Consider the following 16,112-nt stretch of genomic DNA (forward strand, 5'->3'; position numbering starts at 1 on the left):
CACAGGTGAGGCATGCGTATTTAGGCTGCAACCTTCACCGTAGCCGTGAGTTTGGCTGGCGAGACGTAATCTGACTTTGGATATGATTATGAGTTGCAAGGTTCTGGTGGTGGAAGACGAGATCTTCGTGGCCATCGAGTTTGAAAGCCTTCTCTACGATCTCGGCCACGAGCCGGTAGGCATTGCTTCGGACAGCCGACAGGCAATGGCGCTCGCCGACGAGGCCGAGCTGGCCTTTGTCGACCTCAATCTCATCGATGGTCCCACGGGGATCGAAGTGGGCCGCTCGCTCGCGGAACGCGGCGTAACGGTGGTCTACATGACCGCAAATCCGGCCCAACTGGGTGACGGCGTGCCGGGAACGGTTGGTGTCATCCCCAAGCCGGTCGACAACAACGAGCTGCGCCAGGCGGTGGACTTCGCCGTTTCGGTGCGACGCAAGTCTCAGCCCAAGCCCAACCCGCCGCGGCGCCTCAGGCTGTTTGGCTCGCTCGATGCGAGCCCGGCGCTGGCTTGAGTTCAGCTCGCTGACTTAGTGATGCCAGGGGAATACTGAGGTCGACCTCGAGACCTCCTTCCCCATAGCGACGCTCAAGCGTGCCGCGCAGCTGCCCTTCCACACTCAGCGATATCAGCCTCGAGCCGAAGCCGGCACTGCCGGGCTGCGGCGGCGGGCCGCCGATCTCGCGCCAGTGCAGCCGATAGTTGTCGCCGATCAGCTCGCCGCGGATCTCGACACGACCATCATCCCGCGACAGGGCGCCATACTTGGCGGCGTTGGTCGCCAGTTCGTGGAAGAGCAATGCCAGCGGCGTCGCCGTACCGTCATCGATAGAGGCGTCGACCCCGGTGAAGCTCACCCGTTCAAGATCGCCGTCACGGTACGGCTGCAGCAGATCGCGGACCAGCGCCTGAAGCGAGGATGGGTTGGACCTCGGCGCCGACTCACGCGAATGCGGGCGGACGAAATCGTGCGCGCGACCGAGAGCCAGAATGCGCCCGCGCAGGCGGTCGGCAAAGTCCTTGGCCTCGGGATGCGATCGCGACGCAAGGCTGACAATGCTGCTGATGACCGCGAAAATGTTCTTGATGCGGTGGCTGAGTTCCTGCGCGATGACCTCGCGCTCCTCCTGGGCCAGGCGCTCTTCGTGAATGTCGGTGCAGGTGCCGAACCAGCGGGTAAGGCGGCCGGACCCGTCGCGCATCGGCAGCGCCTGCCCCAACACCCAGCGATAGGCGCCGGTGTGGTGCTTCAGGCGGTACTCGATGCGGTAAGGATCGCCGGTTTCGAGTGAATGGCGCCAGACGGTCCAGGCGCGCTCCTGGTCGTCAGGATGAAACATGCCGTTCCAGCCCTCGCCGTCGGTGGTTCCGGCCGGCACGCCGGTGAACTCGTACCAGCGCGCGTTATAGTAGTCGTGGTAGCCGTCCGGCAGGGTGGACCAGACCATCTGCGGCATGGTGTCGGCGAGGGTGCGAAACCGCATCTCGCTTTCCGCCAGCTGCTCCGCGATGCGGCGCTCATCGGTGACATCGACCACAATGCCCGGCAGTCGAACGGCCCTGCCATGCGCATCGGTGATGACGCGTCCGGAGGCAACGACCCAGCGCTCGGGGGCCGCGCCAGTGCCCGCCAGCCGGTACTCGAAGCGTACCGGCCCGGCATGCTTCAGTGCATCGCCGATCTCGGAGATGACCCGTTGGCGATCGTCCTGGTGAATCCCGGCGAGAAACTTTTCAATCGGCAGGCCCACGGCGGCGGCGCCCGGACTGACCGAATAGAGCGCGGCGAAACGCTCATCCGCGGTGACGACGTTGTCGGCAATATTCCAGTCCCAGGTACCGACCAGGCCCGAGGCGCTGAGGGCCAGATCGAGCTTTTCGCGACTTTCCTCGAGGGCCTGCTCGGCCACCACACCCATGGTGGTTTCCTGCACGATGGCCAGCGCGGCCAGGCCACTGCCGTCATCATCAAGCACCGGGGAGTAGTCGAGGTTGAGCCAGACGTCCTCAGGCTCGCCATTGCGGTTGAAGACAAAGGGCTGGCTGGTGAACACCAGAGACTCGCCGTTCAGCACGCGCTGTATTACGTCGCGATTAAAATCGGCAACCTCGGGCCAGCTGTCAAACACGGAACTGCCAAAGGCGCTGGGGTGTCTGGCACCGGCAATCGGCGCGTAGGCGGCGTTGTAGAGCATGATGCCGCGCGGTCCGATCAGCAGGGCCATCGGTGCGGCAGAGGTCATGATCAGGCGGGCGGCGGAGCGCACGGCGACCGGCCACGCGGCGATCGGTCCAAGATCGGTGGCGGACCAGTCGAAGTTGTTGGCGAGAAGCATGACTGGATCACGGTCCAGCCGGGCTTTGGTCGCGGCATCGGCCCGCGGGAAGAAAGAACGTGGCATCGATCACCGAGACTGGCGCGTGAGGCGCGAGAAATCACCGGCCGCGGGCGCGGATCCGTGAAACCCAGGAACGCCGCCAGCTGCCGTTTAGTTCACTCGGCCGCCACAATTCTTTCGCGGGCCGGGCGCTGCAGGCGCAGTTCCTCGGCGACGAGGAAGGCGAGCTCGAGCGCCTGGCTGGCATTGAGCCGCGGGTCGCAATAGGTGTGGTAGCGATCCTGCAGGCCCGCTTCAGTGATCGCCGCTACGCCACCGCCGGTGCACTCGGTGACGTCGTCACCGGTCATCTCGATATGGATGCCGCCGGCATAGGTGCCCATGGTGCGGTGGATCTCGAAAAAGCTCTTCACTTCGCTGAGCACGCGCTCGAACGGCCGGGTCTTGTAGCCATTGGACGCCTTGACGGTGTTGCCGTGCATCGGATCGGAGCACCAGACCACCACCTTACCCTCGGCCTTCACCGCTTCGATGAGGCGCGGCAGGTGATCGGCGATCTTGTCGGAGCCGAAGCGGCCGATCAGCGTGATGCGACCGGCCTCGTTGCTGGGGTTCAGCTTGTCGATGATGCGCAGCAGGTCGTCGGCCACGAGGCTCGGGCCACACTTTACGCCAACCGGATTGCGGATACCCGAGAAGTATTCGACATGTGCCGCGTCGACCTGGCGTGTGCGGTCGCCGATCCACAACATGTGACCGGAGGTGGCGTAATAGTCGCCGGTGATCGAGTCCCGGCGGGTCAGCGCTTCCTCGAAGCCGAGCAGCAGCGCTTCATGCGAGGTGTAGAACTTGGTCTCGCGCAGCGACGGGGTATTGTCGGGGGTGAGGCCGAGGGCGCGCATGAAATCGATGGCATCGTCGATCTTCTGGGCCAGTTCCTCGAAGCGCGGATAGGCGTTCGAGTCCTTCATGAAGCCCATGGTCCACTCATGGACGCGGGTCAGGTCGGCATAGCCGCCCGAGGCGAAGGCGCGCAGCAGGTTGAGCGTCGCAGCCGACTGGCGGTAGGCGAGCAGCAGGCGTTCAGGATCGGGAACCCGAGCGGCTTCGGTGAAGCCGATGTCGTTGATGATGTCGCCGCGATAGCTCGGCAGCGTCAGGCCATCAATGGTCTCGGTGTCGGACGAGCGGGGCTTGGCGAACTGGCCGGCGATGCGGCCAACCTTCACCACGGGCTTCGAAGCACCGTGAGTCAGCACCACTGCCATCTGCAGGAAGACGCGGAAGAAATCGCGGATGTGGTCGGCGCCATGCTCGGCAAAGCTCTCGGCGCAATCGCCGCCCTGCAGCAGGAAAGCCCTGCCCTCGGCAACCTCAGCCAGCTGATGCTTCAGCTCGCGCGCCTCGCCAGCGAAAACCAGCGGAGGGAACTTGCGCAGCTGCGCTTCGGCCGCTTCCAGCTTCGCCGGATCCGGATAGGCCGGCACCTGCGAAATCGGTTTCTGTCTCCAGCTTTGCGGCGTCCAAGTCGTCGGCATCACGCGTATCTCCCAGTCGGCGGGCGGAATAGCAGGGGATTGCGGCGGTGTGAAGCCGTCGCCCACTACTGCTTTTGGCCGCCGCGATAGACGTAGCTCGGCTTCTTGAAGGTCACGAGCTCCTCGGCGGCGGTCGGGTGCATGGCCATGGCGCGGTCGAAATCGGCCTTCGTCGCCTTCATGCCCAGTGGGATCGCAGCCATCTGGATAATCTCGGCAGCGCCCGGGCCAAGGATGTGGACACCCAGCACCTCACCGCCATCAGGCCTGGTGATGAGCTTGATCATCATGCGGTCGGACTTCAGCGACAGCGTGTTGATCATCGGGCGGAAGCGGGTGACATAAACGTCGATATCGCCATGCGTGGCGGCGTCATGCTCGGGGAGCCCGACAGTGCCGACCTCGGGTTCAGCGAACACCGCCTCGCCGATGAGCGAGTGATCGACGGCAGTTGGCTTATCGCCGAATACCGTGTCGGCGAAGGCGTGCCCTTCACGGATGGCGACCGGGGTCAGCTGGGCGCGGTTGGTGACGTCGCCGACGGCATAGATAGAGGGCACGCTGGAGCGCGAATAGGCATCGACCACCACCGCGCCGTCCCAGGCCAGCTCGACCCCGGCAGCCTCGAGCCCGAGCCCGGCGGTGTTGGGCGAACGGCCGGTGGCGAACATCACCGCGCCGAATGGGGCATCGACGCCATCGGAGAAGCTGACGGTAATGTCCTTGCCGGTCTGGCGCAGACCGAGCACGTTGGTCTGGTGGATGATCTTGACGCCGCGCGCTGCGAGCCCGGCCTCGAGCCCGACCCGCAGGTCCTCATCGAAGCCGCGCAGCAGCCGGTCGCCGCGATAGACGATGGTGGTGTGCACCCCCAGACCGGAGAAAATGGTCGCGAACTCCACCGAAATGAAGCCACCGCCCTCGATGAGGATGGAGTGCGGGAGCTTTTCGAGATGGAACGCCTCGTTGGAGGTGATGCCCAGTTCCTTGCCCGGGATATCCGGGATGAAGGGATGCGCGCCCGTGGCAATCAGGATGGTCTTGGCGGTGAGCTCCCGGCCCGACCTCAGCTTCACGCTGTTCGGCCCGGTCACCGTCGCGCGGTCGCGGATGATCTCGGCGCCAGGCTTTTCGAGCCCCGCCACATAGGCCGCCTCAAGCCGGGCGATCTCCTTGTCCTTGTTGGCAACGAGGGTTGCCCAGTCGAAGCTTGGCGTGCCGACATCCCAGCCGAAGCTGGGCGCGATCTCGAACAGGTCCTTGTAGCGCGAGGCGTAGACGAAGAGCTTCTTAGGCACGCAGCCGCGGATCACGCAGGTGCCGCCGACCCGGTACTCCTCGATGATGGCGACCTTTGCGCCATAGGTCGCGGCGATCCGCGCCGCCCGCACGCCGCCCGAACCGGCGCCGATCACCACGAGATCGTAACTGTCGCTCATTGCCTACCCCGAACCCAAAAAACCTCGCGCGGTGGCAGGGCCTTAGGGGCCTACCCCGGACGTAAAAAAGCCCCGCGCGATGGCGGGGCCTTCAATCAGATAGGGTGCCTAAGCTCAGCTGTCGATACCCTTGGCCTTCAGTTCGGCGCGAACGGCCGTGAAGAATTCGGTGTTCAGGTTGCCCGAGTAGACGTCCATGATCCGGTTGATGGTGCCGCTCATCGCCGAGTTCGACTTGGCCAGCTTGATGCCGGTCGGAGTCGAATAGAAATCGACGATCTGCTGCAGCTCTTCCTGGGTGAAGGAGAGCGCATAGACCCGCGCGAACTGGTCGAACAGCTCGCCCTTGCGGCCCTTGTAGGTCGCGATCACCTTTTCGATCGCCGAGTTCAGCGGCTCGGCGATCTCCGGGTTCTGCGGCAGCAGCTGCTTATAGGTGTTGATGCCTGCCTGCACGATGGTGGCTTCGTAGAGGCCGCCGGTGTCGGTCAGATCGACGTACTTGCGCGCCAGGGCGAGGTGCTCGGGCGAGATTTCCGAGGCTCCCTGCCCCAGGGCGGGCAGCGCCGCGAAGCTCGACAGGATCAGAGACAGCAATGCGGCGACAAGCATCGGCGCGCGTTTGAAGGTGGACGTCATCAGCTTGGTGCCCATCTGGTTCTTGTTTCCCCTGCTGGAGCTGATCGCCGTTTCCGTGAAACGCCGACATCCCCAAGTCGTTGTTTGTCGCGCTTCCGAACCGGAAAAGTCTGCACTTTTCCCGGAAGCTCTCTTAGCCTCTATCCGAGCGGCAATCAGCCGTCCAGAACGTCGACACCCGCGGAACCAGCCACGTAGGCCCGCTTGCAGAGCCCGATGAACAGGCCATGCTCGACCACGCCCGGAATGTCGGCCAAGGCTTTCGCCAGTGCTTCTGGCTGAGGAATACGGCCAAAAAAAGCGTCGAGGATGGCGTGTCCGCCGTCGGTGACGAAGGGCGTTCCATCGGGCTTCAGGCGGCGACGCAGGTCACCCTCGGCATTGAAATCGGCCATCACGGCGCCAAGGGCGGCCGCGGTGGCGCCGAGACCAAAGTGATTGACCTCGATCGGCAAGGGGTATCGGCCGAGCATGTCGACCCGCTTACTCTGGTCGGCAATGACGATCATCCGCTTGGAGGCCGCAGCGACGATCTTTTCGCGCAGCAGGGCGCCGCCGCCCCCCTTGATCAGCGCCAAGCCGGGGCCGAGTTCATCGGCACCATCGACCGTGAGATCGAGTTCGGGCGTCTTTTCGAGGTCGGTGAGCGGGATGCCGAGGCCCTTTGCCTGAGCCGCAGTGACTTCAGAGGTCGGGATGCAGATCACATCCAGCCCGTTCTGCACGGCACGGCCGACGATATCGACGAAGTGTTTGGCCGTTGAACCGGTGCCCAGGCCCAATCGCATGCCGCTCGTGACTTCGGCCATTGCCGCCTCGGCGGCGCGGTACTTCTGGTCATCGCTCATCAAGCAGTCCTCCCCTTCCGGCCGGACCTAGGAGAGGCGCGAAGGCCTGTCAACCTAGCCTTTTCACGCAGAGGTGAATGGAAATGTCACATCGAGGCAACACATTGTGGCTGTGGTGTTCTGAGTTTGTCCGAATCGTGGCATGGCCCGTTCACTGCCTGTTAGGAACAGTTTATCAACCATCCGGAACTGGCTCAGAATCAGGGTCGATTACGTCAAGAGGCGCAGTTTGAAGAAAATCTCCAAGACCAAGATTGTGGTCGCCGCTCTTTTGTCGGCGATCCTGTCGCTGTCACTAGCCGCTCCGGCCACGGCAGCGAGGCGTGTCTACGATCCCGCCACCGACACCTGGTCGGAAGCTGGCGCGGTCAAGGCCGGCTCCAGGCGCGGCAGTGCAATCGCCAAGCAGATCGTCGACTACGACAGCAAGTTCAAGCCGGGCACGATCGTCGTTGAGACGTCCGAGCGCCGGCTCTACCTTGTGCTCCAGGACGGCAAGGCGATGAAGTATGGCATCGGCGTCGGCCGTGACGGCTTCCGCTGGTCGGGCCAGCACCGCATTACCCGCACCGCCGAGTGGCCGGGCTGGACGCCGCCGGCGCAGATGCGCAAGCGTGTTCCCGACCTGCCGGCCTATATGCCGGGTGGCCCGGACAATCCGCTCGGCGCTCGTGCGCTCTACATCGGCTCGACGCTCTACCGTATCCACGGCACGTCGGAGCCTTGGACCATCGGCCAGGCCGTATCTTCGGGCTGCATCCGGCTCACCAACGAAGATGTCACCGATCTCTACGAGCGTGTGAAGGTCGGCGCCCTGGTGGTCGTTCACCAGTAACGGCAGAGCACTGCGAATTCGGAAGGGCTGGCTCCACGGAGCCGGCCCTTTCTTGTTTTGCTGTCCGGGCAAACGTGCGGTAAAAAGGGGAATGTCCCTGACGCTTCTCGAACAGCCGAACCTCGCTCCGACCGGTGCGGAGCGCCCGCTCGTCGACCGCTATGGCCGGCGGATCACCTACCTCAGGGTATCGGTGACCGACCGCTGCGACTTCCGCTGCGTCTACTGCATGTCGGAGCACATGACGTTCCTGCCCAAAAAGGACGTGCTGAGCTTCGAGGAGATCGACACCATCGTGAACGCCTTCGTCGCCCGCGGGGTGAGGAAGGTGCGGCTGACCGGCGGCGAACCGCTGGTGCGACGCGACATCATGGAACTGGTGGAGAAGATCGGCACCCATATCGGGCACGGGCTCGAGGAACTGACGCTCACCACCAACGGCAGCCAGCTGCGCCGTCATGCCGAGGGCCTGGCGCGCGCCGGAGTGAAGCGGCTCAACGTATCGCTCGACACGCTCGACGAGCAGCGCTTCGCCGAGATCACCCGTCGCGGTCGGATCGCCGATGTGCTCGATGGGATCGACGCGGCTGATGATGCCGGGCTCAAGATCAAGATCAACATGGTGGCGATGCGCGGCGTCAATGAAGACGAGATCGAGCCGATGCTGCACTGGGCGCATGGCCGCGGTTTCGGGCTGACGCTGATCGAAGGCATGCCGCTGGGCGAGGTCGGCATCGACCGGGTCGACACCTACCTGCCGCTCAAGGAAATGCGCGAGCGGCTGCAGGCCAAGTATACGCTGGAGCCCACCGGTCACCGCACCGGCGGGCCGGCGCGCTACGATTATGTGGCCGAGACCAACGGGCTGGTCGGCTTCATCACGCCGATGAGCCACAATTTCTGCGAGAGCTGCAACCGGGTCCGGCTGACCGCAACCGGTCAGCTCTATATGTGCCTGGGACAGGACGACATGGTCGACCTGCGCGCGGCGATCCGCGAGGGCGGCCCGGAAGCGTTGGACACGGCGCTGGATCGGGCGATGCTGCTGAAGCCCAAGGGGCACGATTTCGTGCTGGATCGCGACCACACGGCGCCGGCCTTGAGCCGGCACATGAGTGTCACGGGGGGGTAGCGCCTCGCCTGCGGGGAGTAGTGCCTTACTGATAGAGACGGCCCCCTCCCGGCCTCCCCCATGAAGGGGGAGGTGAAGAGTTGAGGCTCTGTCCTCAATCGTGCCCAGCACTGGATGCGGCACCTCCCCCTTCATGGGGGAGGATGGGAGGGGGCCGTCTGTTTCCGTCAGCCCAGCTAGCGAACCGTGTACCCGCCATCCACCACCAGCACTTCGCCGGTCACGTAACCGGACGCCGGCGAGCAGAGGTAGAGCGCCGCGGCGCCGATATCGATGGCCGAGCCCGGGCGCTTCATCGGCGTCATGTCACGCCACACCGGGCCCCAAACCGGGTCGGCGAGGCCGCCATTGGTCATGTCGGTGGTAATGTAGCCGGGGGCGATGGCGTTCACGCGGATACCGTCATCAGCATAGTCGGAGGCGAGACTCTTGGTCAGCATGTGCACCGCGGCCTTTGACGCATTGTAGGCGGCCTGCGGCTGCGGGATGTTGGAGATGAGGCCGGAGATCGAGCCGATGTTCAGCATCACGCCGCTCTTCTGGGCCCGCATCGGGCCGAGGGCGGCCTGGCAGGCGCGGAAGACACTGTCGACGTTGATATCCATCAGTCGGCGGTACTGCTCTTCGGGGAAGCTGTGGGTGTCGCCGTGCTGGGCAACGCCGGCATTGTTGACGAGGATATCGAGCCTGCCGCCGCCAAGCTTTACGGCCTCGGCCACCAGTTGCGCCGGCACTGCCGGGTCCTGCACGTCGCCCTGCAGGTAGTCCACCTGGCGGCCCAGGTCCTTGAAGCGCTGCACCACATCGGGCTTGGGCACCCTGGACGAGAGAATGACGTGGGCGCCGGCATCGCTCAGCGCTTCGACGATGCCGAGGCCGATGCCACGGGTGGCGCCGGTGACCAGCGCGACTTTGCCGTCCAGACGAAACAGATCGAAAATCATCGTACTTCCCTCCAAGGCGTGGTCAGGAAAAGTTGCAGACTTTTCCAGCTCGACCACGCGACAACCAAGACTTCAGTGCGTTGCGGCGTGCGGCGGCCGATCGAGGCCGAGGATGAAATCGGCACAGCGGTCGCCCAGCATCATGGCGGGCGCCGTCGTATTGCCGGCATTGATGTTGGGCACCGCCGACATATCGGAGACCCTGAGGTTGTCGACGCCGCGGACGCGCAGGCGCGCGTCGAGCACCGCCATCGGATCGCCGTCGGCGCCCATCTTCGCAGTGCTGGCCGGGTGGTAATTGGTCTTGACGAAGCGTCGGCAATGTTCGGCCATCACTTCGTCGCTGAGATCGGGACCGGGTGGCGCGATGACCTTCTCGATACGCTTGCCAAGTGCGCCCGACAGCAGCACGTCGCGGAAGAAGCGCTGGCCCTCGACCATCATCCGCATATCGTCGGGGTGTTGCAGCAGGTGTGGCGAAACCAGCGGCATATCGGCCGGGTTAGCGGAGCGGAGTTCGACATAGCCGCGCGACTTGGGCTTCACCAGCACCGTGGTGATGGTGACTCCATAGGAGTCGTCGAACACCTTGAGCAGGTCGCGGTCGAGATAGACAATGGGCACGCAGAAGGCCTGGATGGACGGCGGTGCGTCGCGGTCGACGGGGTTGATGAAGGCGCCTGCCTCGAAGCCGGCGGAGAGGATCGGGCCGTTGCCGAACAGCTTGAAGTTGAGGCCGTTCTTCAGCATGCGCCAGCCGACGCCCTGCCTGAAGTAGCCGTAAGGGCCGTTGGCCACAGAGATCACCGGGACCTCCGGGTGGTCGATCAGGTTGCGCCCGACGCCGGGCAGATCGACCAGCGTCTTGATGCCGTGGCTGTCGAGCTGTTCGGCGGGACCGAGGCCCGAGAGCATCAACAGCTTGGGCGTCACCAAGGCGCCGGAACTGAGCACGATATCGCCGGACGAATGGACGGTATGCTCGGCCCCTCTGCCATCGCGATAGGTGACGCTGACGGCACGGCCGTTCTCGATGTTGATTTTCTGCACAGCGGCGCGGAGCCGCACGGTCAGGCGGGGATCGTCTCTCAGCGGCTCGATATAGGCGTAGGCGGCGCTGGAGCGTTTCCCCTTCCTGTTCATGAACTGGTAGAAGCCGACCCCGCGCTGAGTCACACCGTTGAAATCATTGGTGAAGGGTTCGCCCTTCTGCTGCACGCTCTGCACGAACCAGCGCGACACATCGTCGACATGGCCGGGATCGGAGACGAGCAGCGGACCATCGTTGCCGTGGAAATCATTGCTGAGCCGGTTGTTGCCTTCGATGCGGCGGAAGTGCTGCAGCACGGTGGCCCAATCCCAGGCCGCGCCATCGTTGCTGCCGCGCAGGATCTGGTCCCACTCGTCATAGTCCGATGGCCGGCCGCGCATATAGACCTGGGCGTTTACCGAGGTGCCGCCGCCGAGCACATTGCCCTGCGGGATATCGTGGACGCGACCATTCAGGTGCTGCTGCGGCACCGTGTGGTGATAGGTCATGTATTTCGAGCCGTTGATCAGCTTGAAGATGCCAGGCGGCATGTCGAGGAGCGGGTGGTGGTGCGAGTGGCCCGCCTCGAGCAGCAGCACGCGGCGCCCACCATCGGTCACCAGCCGGGCCGCCGCAACGCAGCCCGACGCTCCCCCTCCGATCACGATGTGATCGAATTCCTCCCGCATCTCTCGCCCCCTCCAGGACTGCGCCGACCGGCGCCAGACGGACGTTTTCGTCCTTGCTGGCAGAGCACAATAGACGGCGCGCGGGAAATGTCGAACGGTCTAGCCGCCGAACTTTTCGCACCTGCTCCTGGCGCCCGTCACGCCGATACACGGAAACCGCCACGCCCGGCGGGCCTGTCGTCAATTGATCATTGACAGTCGGGCTCAAGTTACATTTTCTGTTGCGACGGACTGGACTGCCGATTGTGTCCAGTTACTGCAACTATATATCCAGAGCAGTTTTTGTTCTTTTTTGATCAACACACTGCATCGACTGAGCGATTTTTGCTCATCGGCAAAATGTGATTGTGGCCGGTACTGTCCCGATCCAATTTCGCCGCATAGGGTGCGTGATGAAGGCGATAGCGTGACTTCAGGCGTTGGGGGGCAACAAACCAGCGTTCTGATGTGGGGGAAATGACAATAATAAATACGCGACCAGGCATTACTGGGCATAGCGACTGCGAGGCGAAGGACCGGACGAATCTGTGGTGGGAGGGATCCCGCCCGTGAACCAGCATTCGCACATGCAGCCGGGGCTGATTGAAACTCCGACAGATACCCTGTCACACGCTCAGATCCGCGCCGCGCGCGCCTATCTGGGTTGGACGGCGCTCGAACTTGCCGAGGAGTCCGGGGTGTCGTTCTCCACGGTTCGCCGGGTCGAGATGCCCGGGCACCGAGCCGTGCGCGACGAGAATGTCGCGGCGATCCGCCAAGCATTCACCCGTCATGGCGTCCGCTTCGTCACCCACTCCGATGGCAGTCTGGGGATCGCCGGGCGCAGCTAAAGGTTCTCGGCGAAGAACCTCAGCGCGGCTTCGCGCATGCGCGGCGTCTCCTGGTGCTTCACACCCGGCTCCGACACCAGCTGCAGCCGGCCGGGCGTGTTCGCGTAGGCGGCGCTGGTTTCTTCCCACGCCAGCGCCACAGCGGCCGGCGGGGTCAGGGAGTCGGCCTCGCCGATGCAGATGAGTTGCGGGCGTGGCGCCACCAGTGCGCCGATGGCGCCGGCATCCGCCTCGTTCAGCAGCCCCGGTACGATCAGGTAAACGCCGTGACCATCATGGTTGCCGAGCTCGATCATCTTGCGGAGGTCGGCAAAGCAACAGAGGTGGGTGACAGCCTTGATGCGCTCGTCCATCGCGGCGAGCCAGTAGCTCAACGTGCAGCCCATCGAGATGCCGAAGGCGCCGATGCGGGCAGGATCGACATCCGGGCGCGAGGCGAGGTAGGTCAGCGCCGCCGAGTGGTCGCAGAGCATCTGCCCGAACAGGCCCTTGCCGTACCAGAGCAGCGCCTTGGCCGCCGCGCTCTCGGTGATGGTGGAACGCTTGCCGAACACCGGCATGTCGATCGAGAGGGTCACATAGCCTGCACGGGCGAAGACCGGACCGAGCGGATCGAGCAGATATTCGCGGCCATCGAGCAGCTCATCGGCGCCGATATCATAGCGTCCGCCATGCGAGTGCCCGTAGAGGATCGCGGGCAGCCTGCCCTCAGCATGCAACGGCCGGGTCAGAATGCCACGTACCTCGGTGTCGCCGAGCAGCAAGGTCAGGTGTTCGACCTCGTAGCCGTTGCGCTCTTCGATGCGGGCAGCGCTGAGCGACACAGCCGGTTCCACCAGCCCGACGAGCTGGCGCAGCCTCTCACGGGTAATGGCCATGTTACTTGTCGTCGTCGGAGACGATGGCGAACTCAAGCGGCAATGCCGTGGTGTACTTGATCTGGCCCATGGCGAAGGACGAGCTGACGTCGGTCAGATTGATCTTCGAAATCAGCTTCTTGTAGAACGAGTCATAGGCCGCGATATCGGGAACGACGACACGCAGCAGGTAGTCCACCTCGCCGCTCATCCGATAGAACTCGACCACCTCGGTGAAATCCTCCACCACAGCAGCGAACTTCCGCATCCACGCATCATTGTGCTCGTTGGTGCGGATCGACACGAACACCGTGACGCCGGCATTGATCTTGGTGGGGTCCAGCACCGCGACGCGGCCCTTGATGATCCCGTCCTCTTCCATCTTCTGGATGCGGCGCCAGCACGGCGTCGTCGACAGCCCAACCTTGCGGCCGATTTCGGCAACCGGAGTCGTCGCGTCCTTCTGCAGGAGCGCCAGAATCTTGCGGTCGATCTTGTCCAAAGCTATGGCAGCCCCCTAGAAATCAGATTGCGTGACTGTGAGAAAATCAGCGCCACGACGCAAAGATGGTCGGATAAGGTGGCCATACAACGCAAATATCTTGCGCCTGTCAACTGGGTAGAAGCCCCCAAAGCCAGGCCAAAAAGCGCTCGAAGCGGCTGGGATTCCCGGCCTCGCCGGCACCACCCTCGGCCTCGCGCCGACGCCAATCCGCCGGGGTATCGAATTGCCCCTGCCACAGCCCGCGCCTGGCCCGCCTCGCCTGGCTCTCGGCCCCCGCGTAGCGGTCCGTTGCAGTTGCAAGTCCGTCCGTGACCATGGTCTCGGCGATATCCACCTTGCCGGCGCGGCAGACGGCCAGCAGCCGGCGGTAGCGATCGTGGCCCTCCGGTCGGCAGGACAGCGTGCGGTTACGGGTCAATTCCCGCATGCGGGTGGCCGCGGCCTTGCCGCAATCCCACGAGCCGCCATCGGCCGTCCGGCAGGTCTGGTTCCATTCCGGCGCATCGATCCCTGGCAGCCGAATGCGCTGCCCGCTGATGTCGATGGTGTCGCCGTCGCTCACCCGCTCGACCTGACCGGTCAGCAGCGGGCCATCGAGCGTGAATGGAGCATCAGCGAGCAGCAGATAGGCGACGATCCCCAGCCCGGCGAGAATGACCAGCCAGCTGCGCCAACGAAACCTGCGACGGCGAGGCAGCGGGTTGCGGCGGCCGTTCGCCCAGGCGGGCATGGCCCGGTGGAGGGTCGGCTGCAACTGCTTCTCGCCACGGGCTTTTCCCATCCCGAGCCCCCGCCCTTCACCCTAACTTAACCATGCGAGGCTAAGGGTTTTTGCACAAGCGTAACGAACGCGTTTCCTGTTCGTAGTGTTTAGTCGAGTACTGCGTAAATGTCGTTGAAGCCCGCGATGCACGATCAGGACGTGCGCGCCCAGATGGGCCGCGAGCTTCGTCGCAACTCGCAGCGGGCGGTGTTCGACGCGCGACAGCGCCTCACCTCCAGTTCCGGCACCCGCGCTTCCTTCGATTTCGAACTGCTCGACGAATATGCCAGCTCGCGGCTCGGCGGGCTCCTCGCAGTACCGGCGCTGGTTCTCATTCTCGCGCTGTTCTCGAGCCTGTGGGTTCCGCCATTGGCGGCGGCCGGATGGGCAGCGCTGGTGATCGTCGCCAATCTCGCAGTGATCTGGCTGTGCCGGCGGCTGAAGACCGAGGACCCCGCCAAGTTCAATGCCGGCCGCTGGACCACGACGTTCATCGCGGCAGAGCTGGTCAACGGCATCGCGTGGGCGCTGCTGGCGCTGTTCACCCTGGTGGCTGAAGATCGGATGGCGCTGCTGGTGGCGATGTTTGCAATCGCGCTGGTTGGCATCGCCGCCAATGCGGTGGCGACACGCACCCTGCCCGGTGCAACGCTGATGAGCACCCTCCCCGCAGCGGCCACCGTGACCATCACCTTGCTGCTGGCGGGAGGAACGCTCAATTGGGCGCTGGCGGCGGTGGTGGTGGGCGGCGAGATGTTCTTTGTCTACCTCGCCAAGCAGCTCTACGCCTCGGAGCTCGAGACCATCGAGCACCAGTCGGAGAAGGACGCGCTGATCAACGAACTCGAGGAAGCGCGCGAGATGAGCGATGAAGCCCGGCGGCATGCCGAGCAGGCGAACATCGCCAAGTCGCAGTTCCTCGCCACGATGAGCCACGAGCTGCGCACGCCGCTCAACGCCATCATCGGCTTTTCGGAGGTGCTGCAGTCCGAGCTGCTCGGGGCGCACAACGTGCCGCAATACAAGGAATATGCCGGGGACATTCACTCCTCGGGCCAGCACCTGCTCAACCTGATCAACGAGTTGCTGGATCTGAGCCGCATCGAGGCGGGCAAGTACGACCTCAACGAGGAAGCGGTGTCGCTGATCGACATCGCCGAAGATTGCCGGCGTATGGTCGAGATCCGCGCCAAGGGCAAGGGCATCGAACTCAGTGTCAGCTATGCACACAACCTGCCCAAGCTGTGGGGCGATGAGCGGGCGATCCGCCAGGTGGTATTGAACCTGCTCTCCAATGCCATCAAGTTCACCCCCCAATCGGGCAAGGTGCACCTGATGGTGACGCGTTCGGGCGATGGCGGCCAATTGATCAGCGTGCGCGACAACGGCCCGGGCATCCCGGAGAGCGAGATCGAGACGGTGCTGAGCTCGTTCGGCCAGGGTTCGCTGGCGCAGAAGACGGCGGAACAGGGGGCGGGCCTCGGCCTGCCCATCGTGCAGAAGATCATGGAATTGCACCAGGGCCGGTTCGACCTGTTCTCAAAACTCCGCTTCGGCACCGAAGTGATCGCGACATTCCCGCGGGCCCGTGTCATGGACGCGTTGGCGCCGGTGGTGGAAAAGAAGCCGCGGTTGCGGATCTACTCCGAAGCGAGCTGAGGGTGGCTGCAGGTACCGGCCTCATCTCCCTCCTTGCGGGGGAGATGAGGCATCGAGCATGC

Annotated in this window: 15 protein-coding genes; 5 read left to right on the forward strand and 10 right to left on the reverse strand. The window is 64.1% G+C overall.

The window, feature by feature from the left end; translation table 11 throughout:
* Nucleotides 1-88 precede the first annotated feature (88 nt).
* Nucleotides 89-517 (forward strand): response regulator, encoded by a 429-nt coding sequence (locus ASC68_RS12960; RefSeq protein ID WP_055879573.1) that lies wholly within the window; start codon nucleotides 89-91, stop codon nucleotides 515-517.
* On the opposite strand, the gene ASC68_RS12965 is transcribed toward ASC68_RS12960, so the two are convergent.
* From ASC68_RS12965 to rpiA, 5 genes are all read right to left on the reverse strand, one after another.
* Complete coding sequence (locus ASC68_RS12965) at nucleotides 474-2,339, reverse strand: PAS domain-containing protein (protein ID WP_055879577.1); 1,866 nt, start codon at nucleotides 2,337-2,339, stop codon at nucleotides 474-476. The two genes, ASC68_RS12960 and ASC68_RS12965, sit on opposite strands and share 44 nt — an antisense overlap.
* A gap of 158 nt (nucleotides 2,340-2,497) precedes the next feature.
* Nucleotides 2,498-3,880, reverse strand: a complete 1,383-nt coding sequence (locus ASC68_RS12970; protein ID WP_055879580.1) for a 3-deoxy-7-phosphoheptulonate synthase class II — start codon at nucleotides 3,878-3,880, stop codon at nucleotides 2,498-2,500.
* A gap of 65 nt (nucleotides 3,881-3,945) precedes the next feature.
* Nucleotides 3,946-5,319, reverse strand: coding sequence for a glutathione-disulfide reductase (gene gorA, locus ASC68_RS12975; RefSeq protein ID WP_055879582.1), 1,374 nt, complete (start codon nucleotides 5,317-5,319; stop codon nucleotides 3,946-3,948).
* Between the two features lie 114 nt (nucleotides 5,320-5,433).
* The gene (locus ASC68_RS12980; RefSeq protein ID WP_055879584.1) at nucleotides 5,434-5,973 is read right to left on the reverse strand and encodes a DUF2059 domain-containing protein; all 540 of its coding nucleotides are present in this window, start codon (nucleotides 5,971-5,973) and stop codon (nucleotides 5,434-5,436) included.
* A 140-nt stretch (nucleotides 5,974-6,113) separates the two neighbouring features.
* Nucleotides 6,114-6,806, reverse strand: coding sequence for a ribose-5-phosphate isomerase RpiA (gene rpiA, locus ASC68_RS12985; RefSeq protein ID WP_055879587.1), 693 nt, complete (start codon nucleotides 6,804-6,806; stop codon nucleotides 6,114-6,116).
* 238 nt (nucleotides 6,807-7,044) lie between these two features.
* On the opposite strand from rpiA, the gene ASC68_RS12990 reads away from it, so the two are divergent.
* A complete protein-coding gene (locus ASC68_RS12990; RefSeq protein WP_055879950.1) occupies nucleotides 7,045-7,641 on the forward strand; it encodes a L,D-transpeptidase in 597 nt (198 codons plus the stop codon).
* A gap of 91 nt (nucleotides 7,642-7,732) precedes the next feature.
* The gene (gene moaA, locus ASC68_RS12995) at nucleotides 7,733-8,773 is read left to right on the forward strand and encodes a GTP 3',8-cyclase MoaA (protein ID WP_055879590.1); all 1,041 of its coding nucleotides are present in this window, start codon (nucleotides 7,733-7,735) and stop codon (nucleotides 8,771-8,773) included.
* Between the two features lie 176 nt (nucleotides 8,774-8,949).
* Here the strand turns inward: moaA and ASC68_RS13000 are convergent, their stop codons facing one another.
* Together ASC68_RS13000 and ASC68_RS13005 are read right to left on the reverse strand one after the other, a co-directional pair.
* Nucleotides 8,950-9,717, reverse strand: coding sequence for a glucose 1-dehydrogenase (locus tag ASC68_RS13000; RefSeq protein WP_055879593.1), 768 nt, complete (start codon nucleotides 9,715-9,717; stop codon nucleotides 8,950-8,952).
* 72 nt (nucleotides 9,718-9,789) lie between these two features.
* Nucleotides 9,790-11,436: a GMC family oxidoreductase N-terminal domain-containing protein gene (locus ASC68_RS13005; RefSeq protein WP_055879596.1), complete on the reverse strand. Its 1,647-nt coding sequence runs from the start codon at nucleotides 11,434-11,436 to the stop codon at nucleotides 9,790-9,792.
* Nucleotides 11,437-11,984: 548 nt separating this feature from the next.
* On the opposite strand from ASC68_RS13005, the gene ASC68_RS13010 reads away from it, so the two are divergent.
* Complete coding sequence (locus ASC68_RS13010) at nucleotides 11,985-12,266, forward strand: helix-turn-helix domain-containing protein (protein WP_156384565.1); 282 nt, start codon at nucleotides 11,985-11,987, stop codon at nucleotides 12,264-12,266.
* Here the strand turns inward: ASC68_RS13010 and ASC68_RS13015 are convergent.
* From ASC68_RS13015 to ASC68_RS13025, 3 genes are all read right to left on the reverse strand, one after another.
* Nucleotides 12,263-13,144 carry an acetylxylan esterase gene (locus ASC68_RS13015; RefSeq protein WP_055879602.1) on the reverse strand — a complete coding sequence of 294 codons (882 nt, stop codon included), beginning with the start codon at nucleotides 13,142-13,144 and terminating at the stop codon, nucleotides 12,263-12,265. The two genes, ASC68_RS13010 and ASC68_RS13015, sit on opposite strands and share 4 nt — an antisense overlap.
* 1 nt (nucleotide 13,145) lies before the next feature.
* On the reverse strand, nucleotides 13,146-13,625 hold the full coding sequence (locus ASC68_RS13020) for an Lrp/AsnC family transcriptional regulator (protein WP_055879605.1): 480 nt from the start codon (nucleotides 13,623-13,625) through the stop codon (nucleotides 13,146-13,148).
* Nucleotides 13,626-13,734: 109 nt separating this feature from the next.
* A complete protein-coding gene (locus tag ASC68_RS13025; protein WP_082528123.1) occupies nucleotides 13,735-14,409 on the reverse strand; it encodes a thermonuclease family protein in 675 nt (224 codons plus the stop codon).
* Between the two features lie 108 nt (nucleotides 14,410-14,517).
* Between ASC68_RS13025 and ASC68_RS13030 the strand changes: the two genes are divergently transcribed.
* Nucleotides 14,518-16,050 (forward strand): HAMP domain-containing sensor histidine kinase, encoded by a 1,533-nt coding sequence (locus ASC68_RS13030; protein ID WP_082528124.1) that lies wholly within the window; start codon nucleotides 14,518-14,520, stop codon nucleotides 16,048-16,050.
* Nucleotides 16,051-16,112: the final 62 nt, after the last annotated feature.

The sequence above is a fragment of the Devosia sp. Root105 genome, assembly GCF_001424865.1.
In the GTDB taxonomy this organism is placed as follows: domain Bacteria; phylum Pseudomonadota; class Alphaproteobacteria; order Rhizobiales; family Devosiaceae; genus Devosia_A.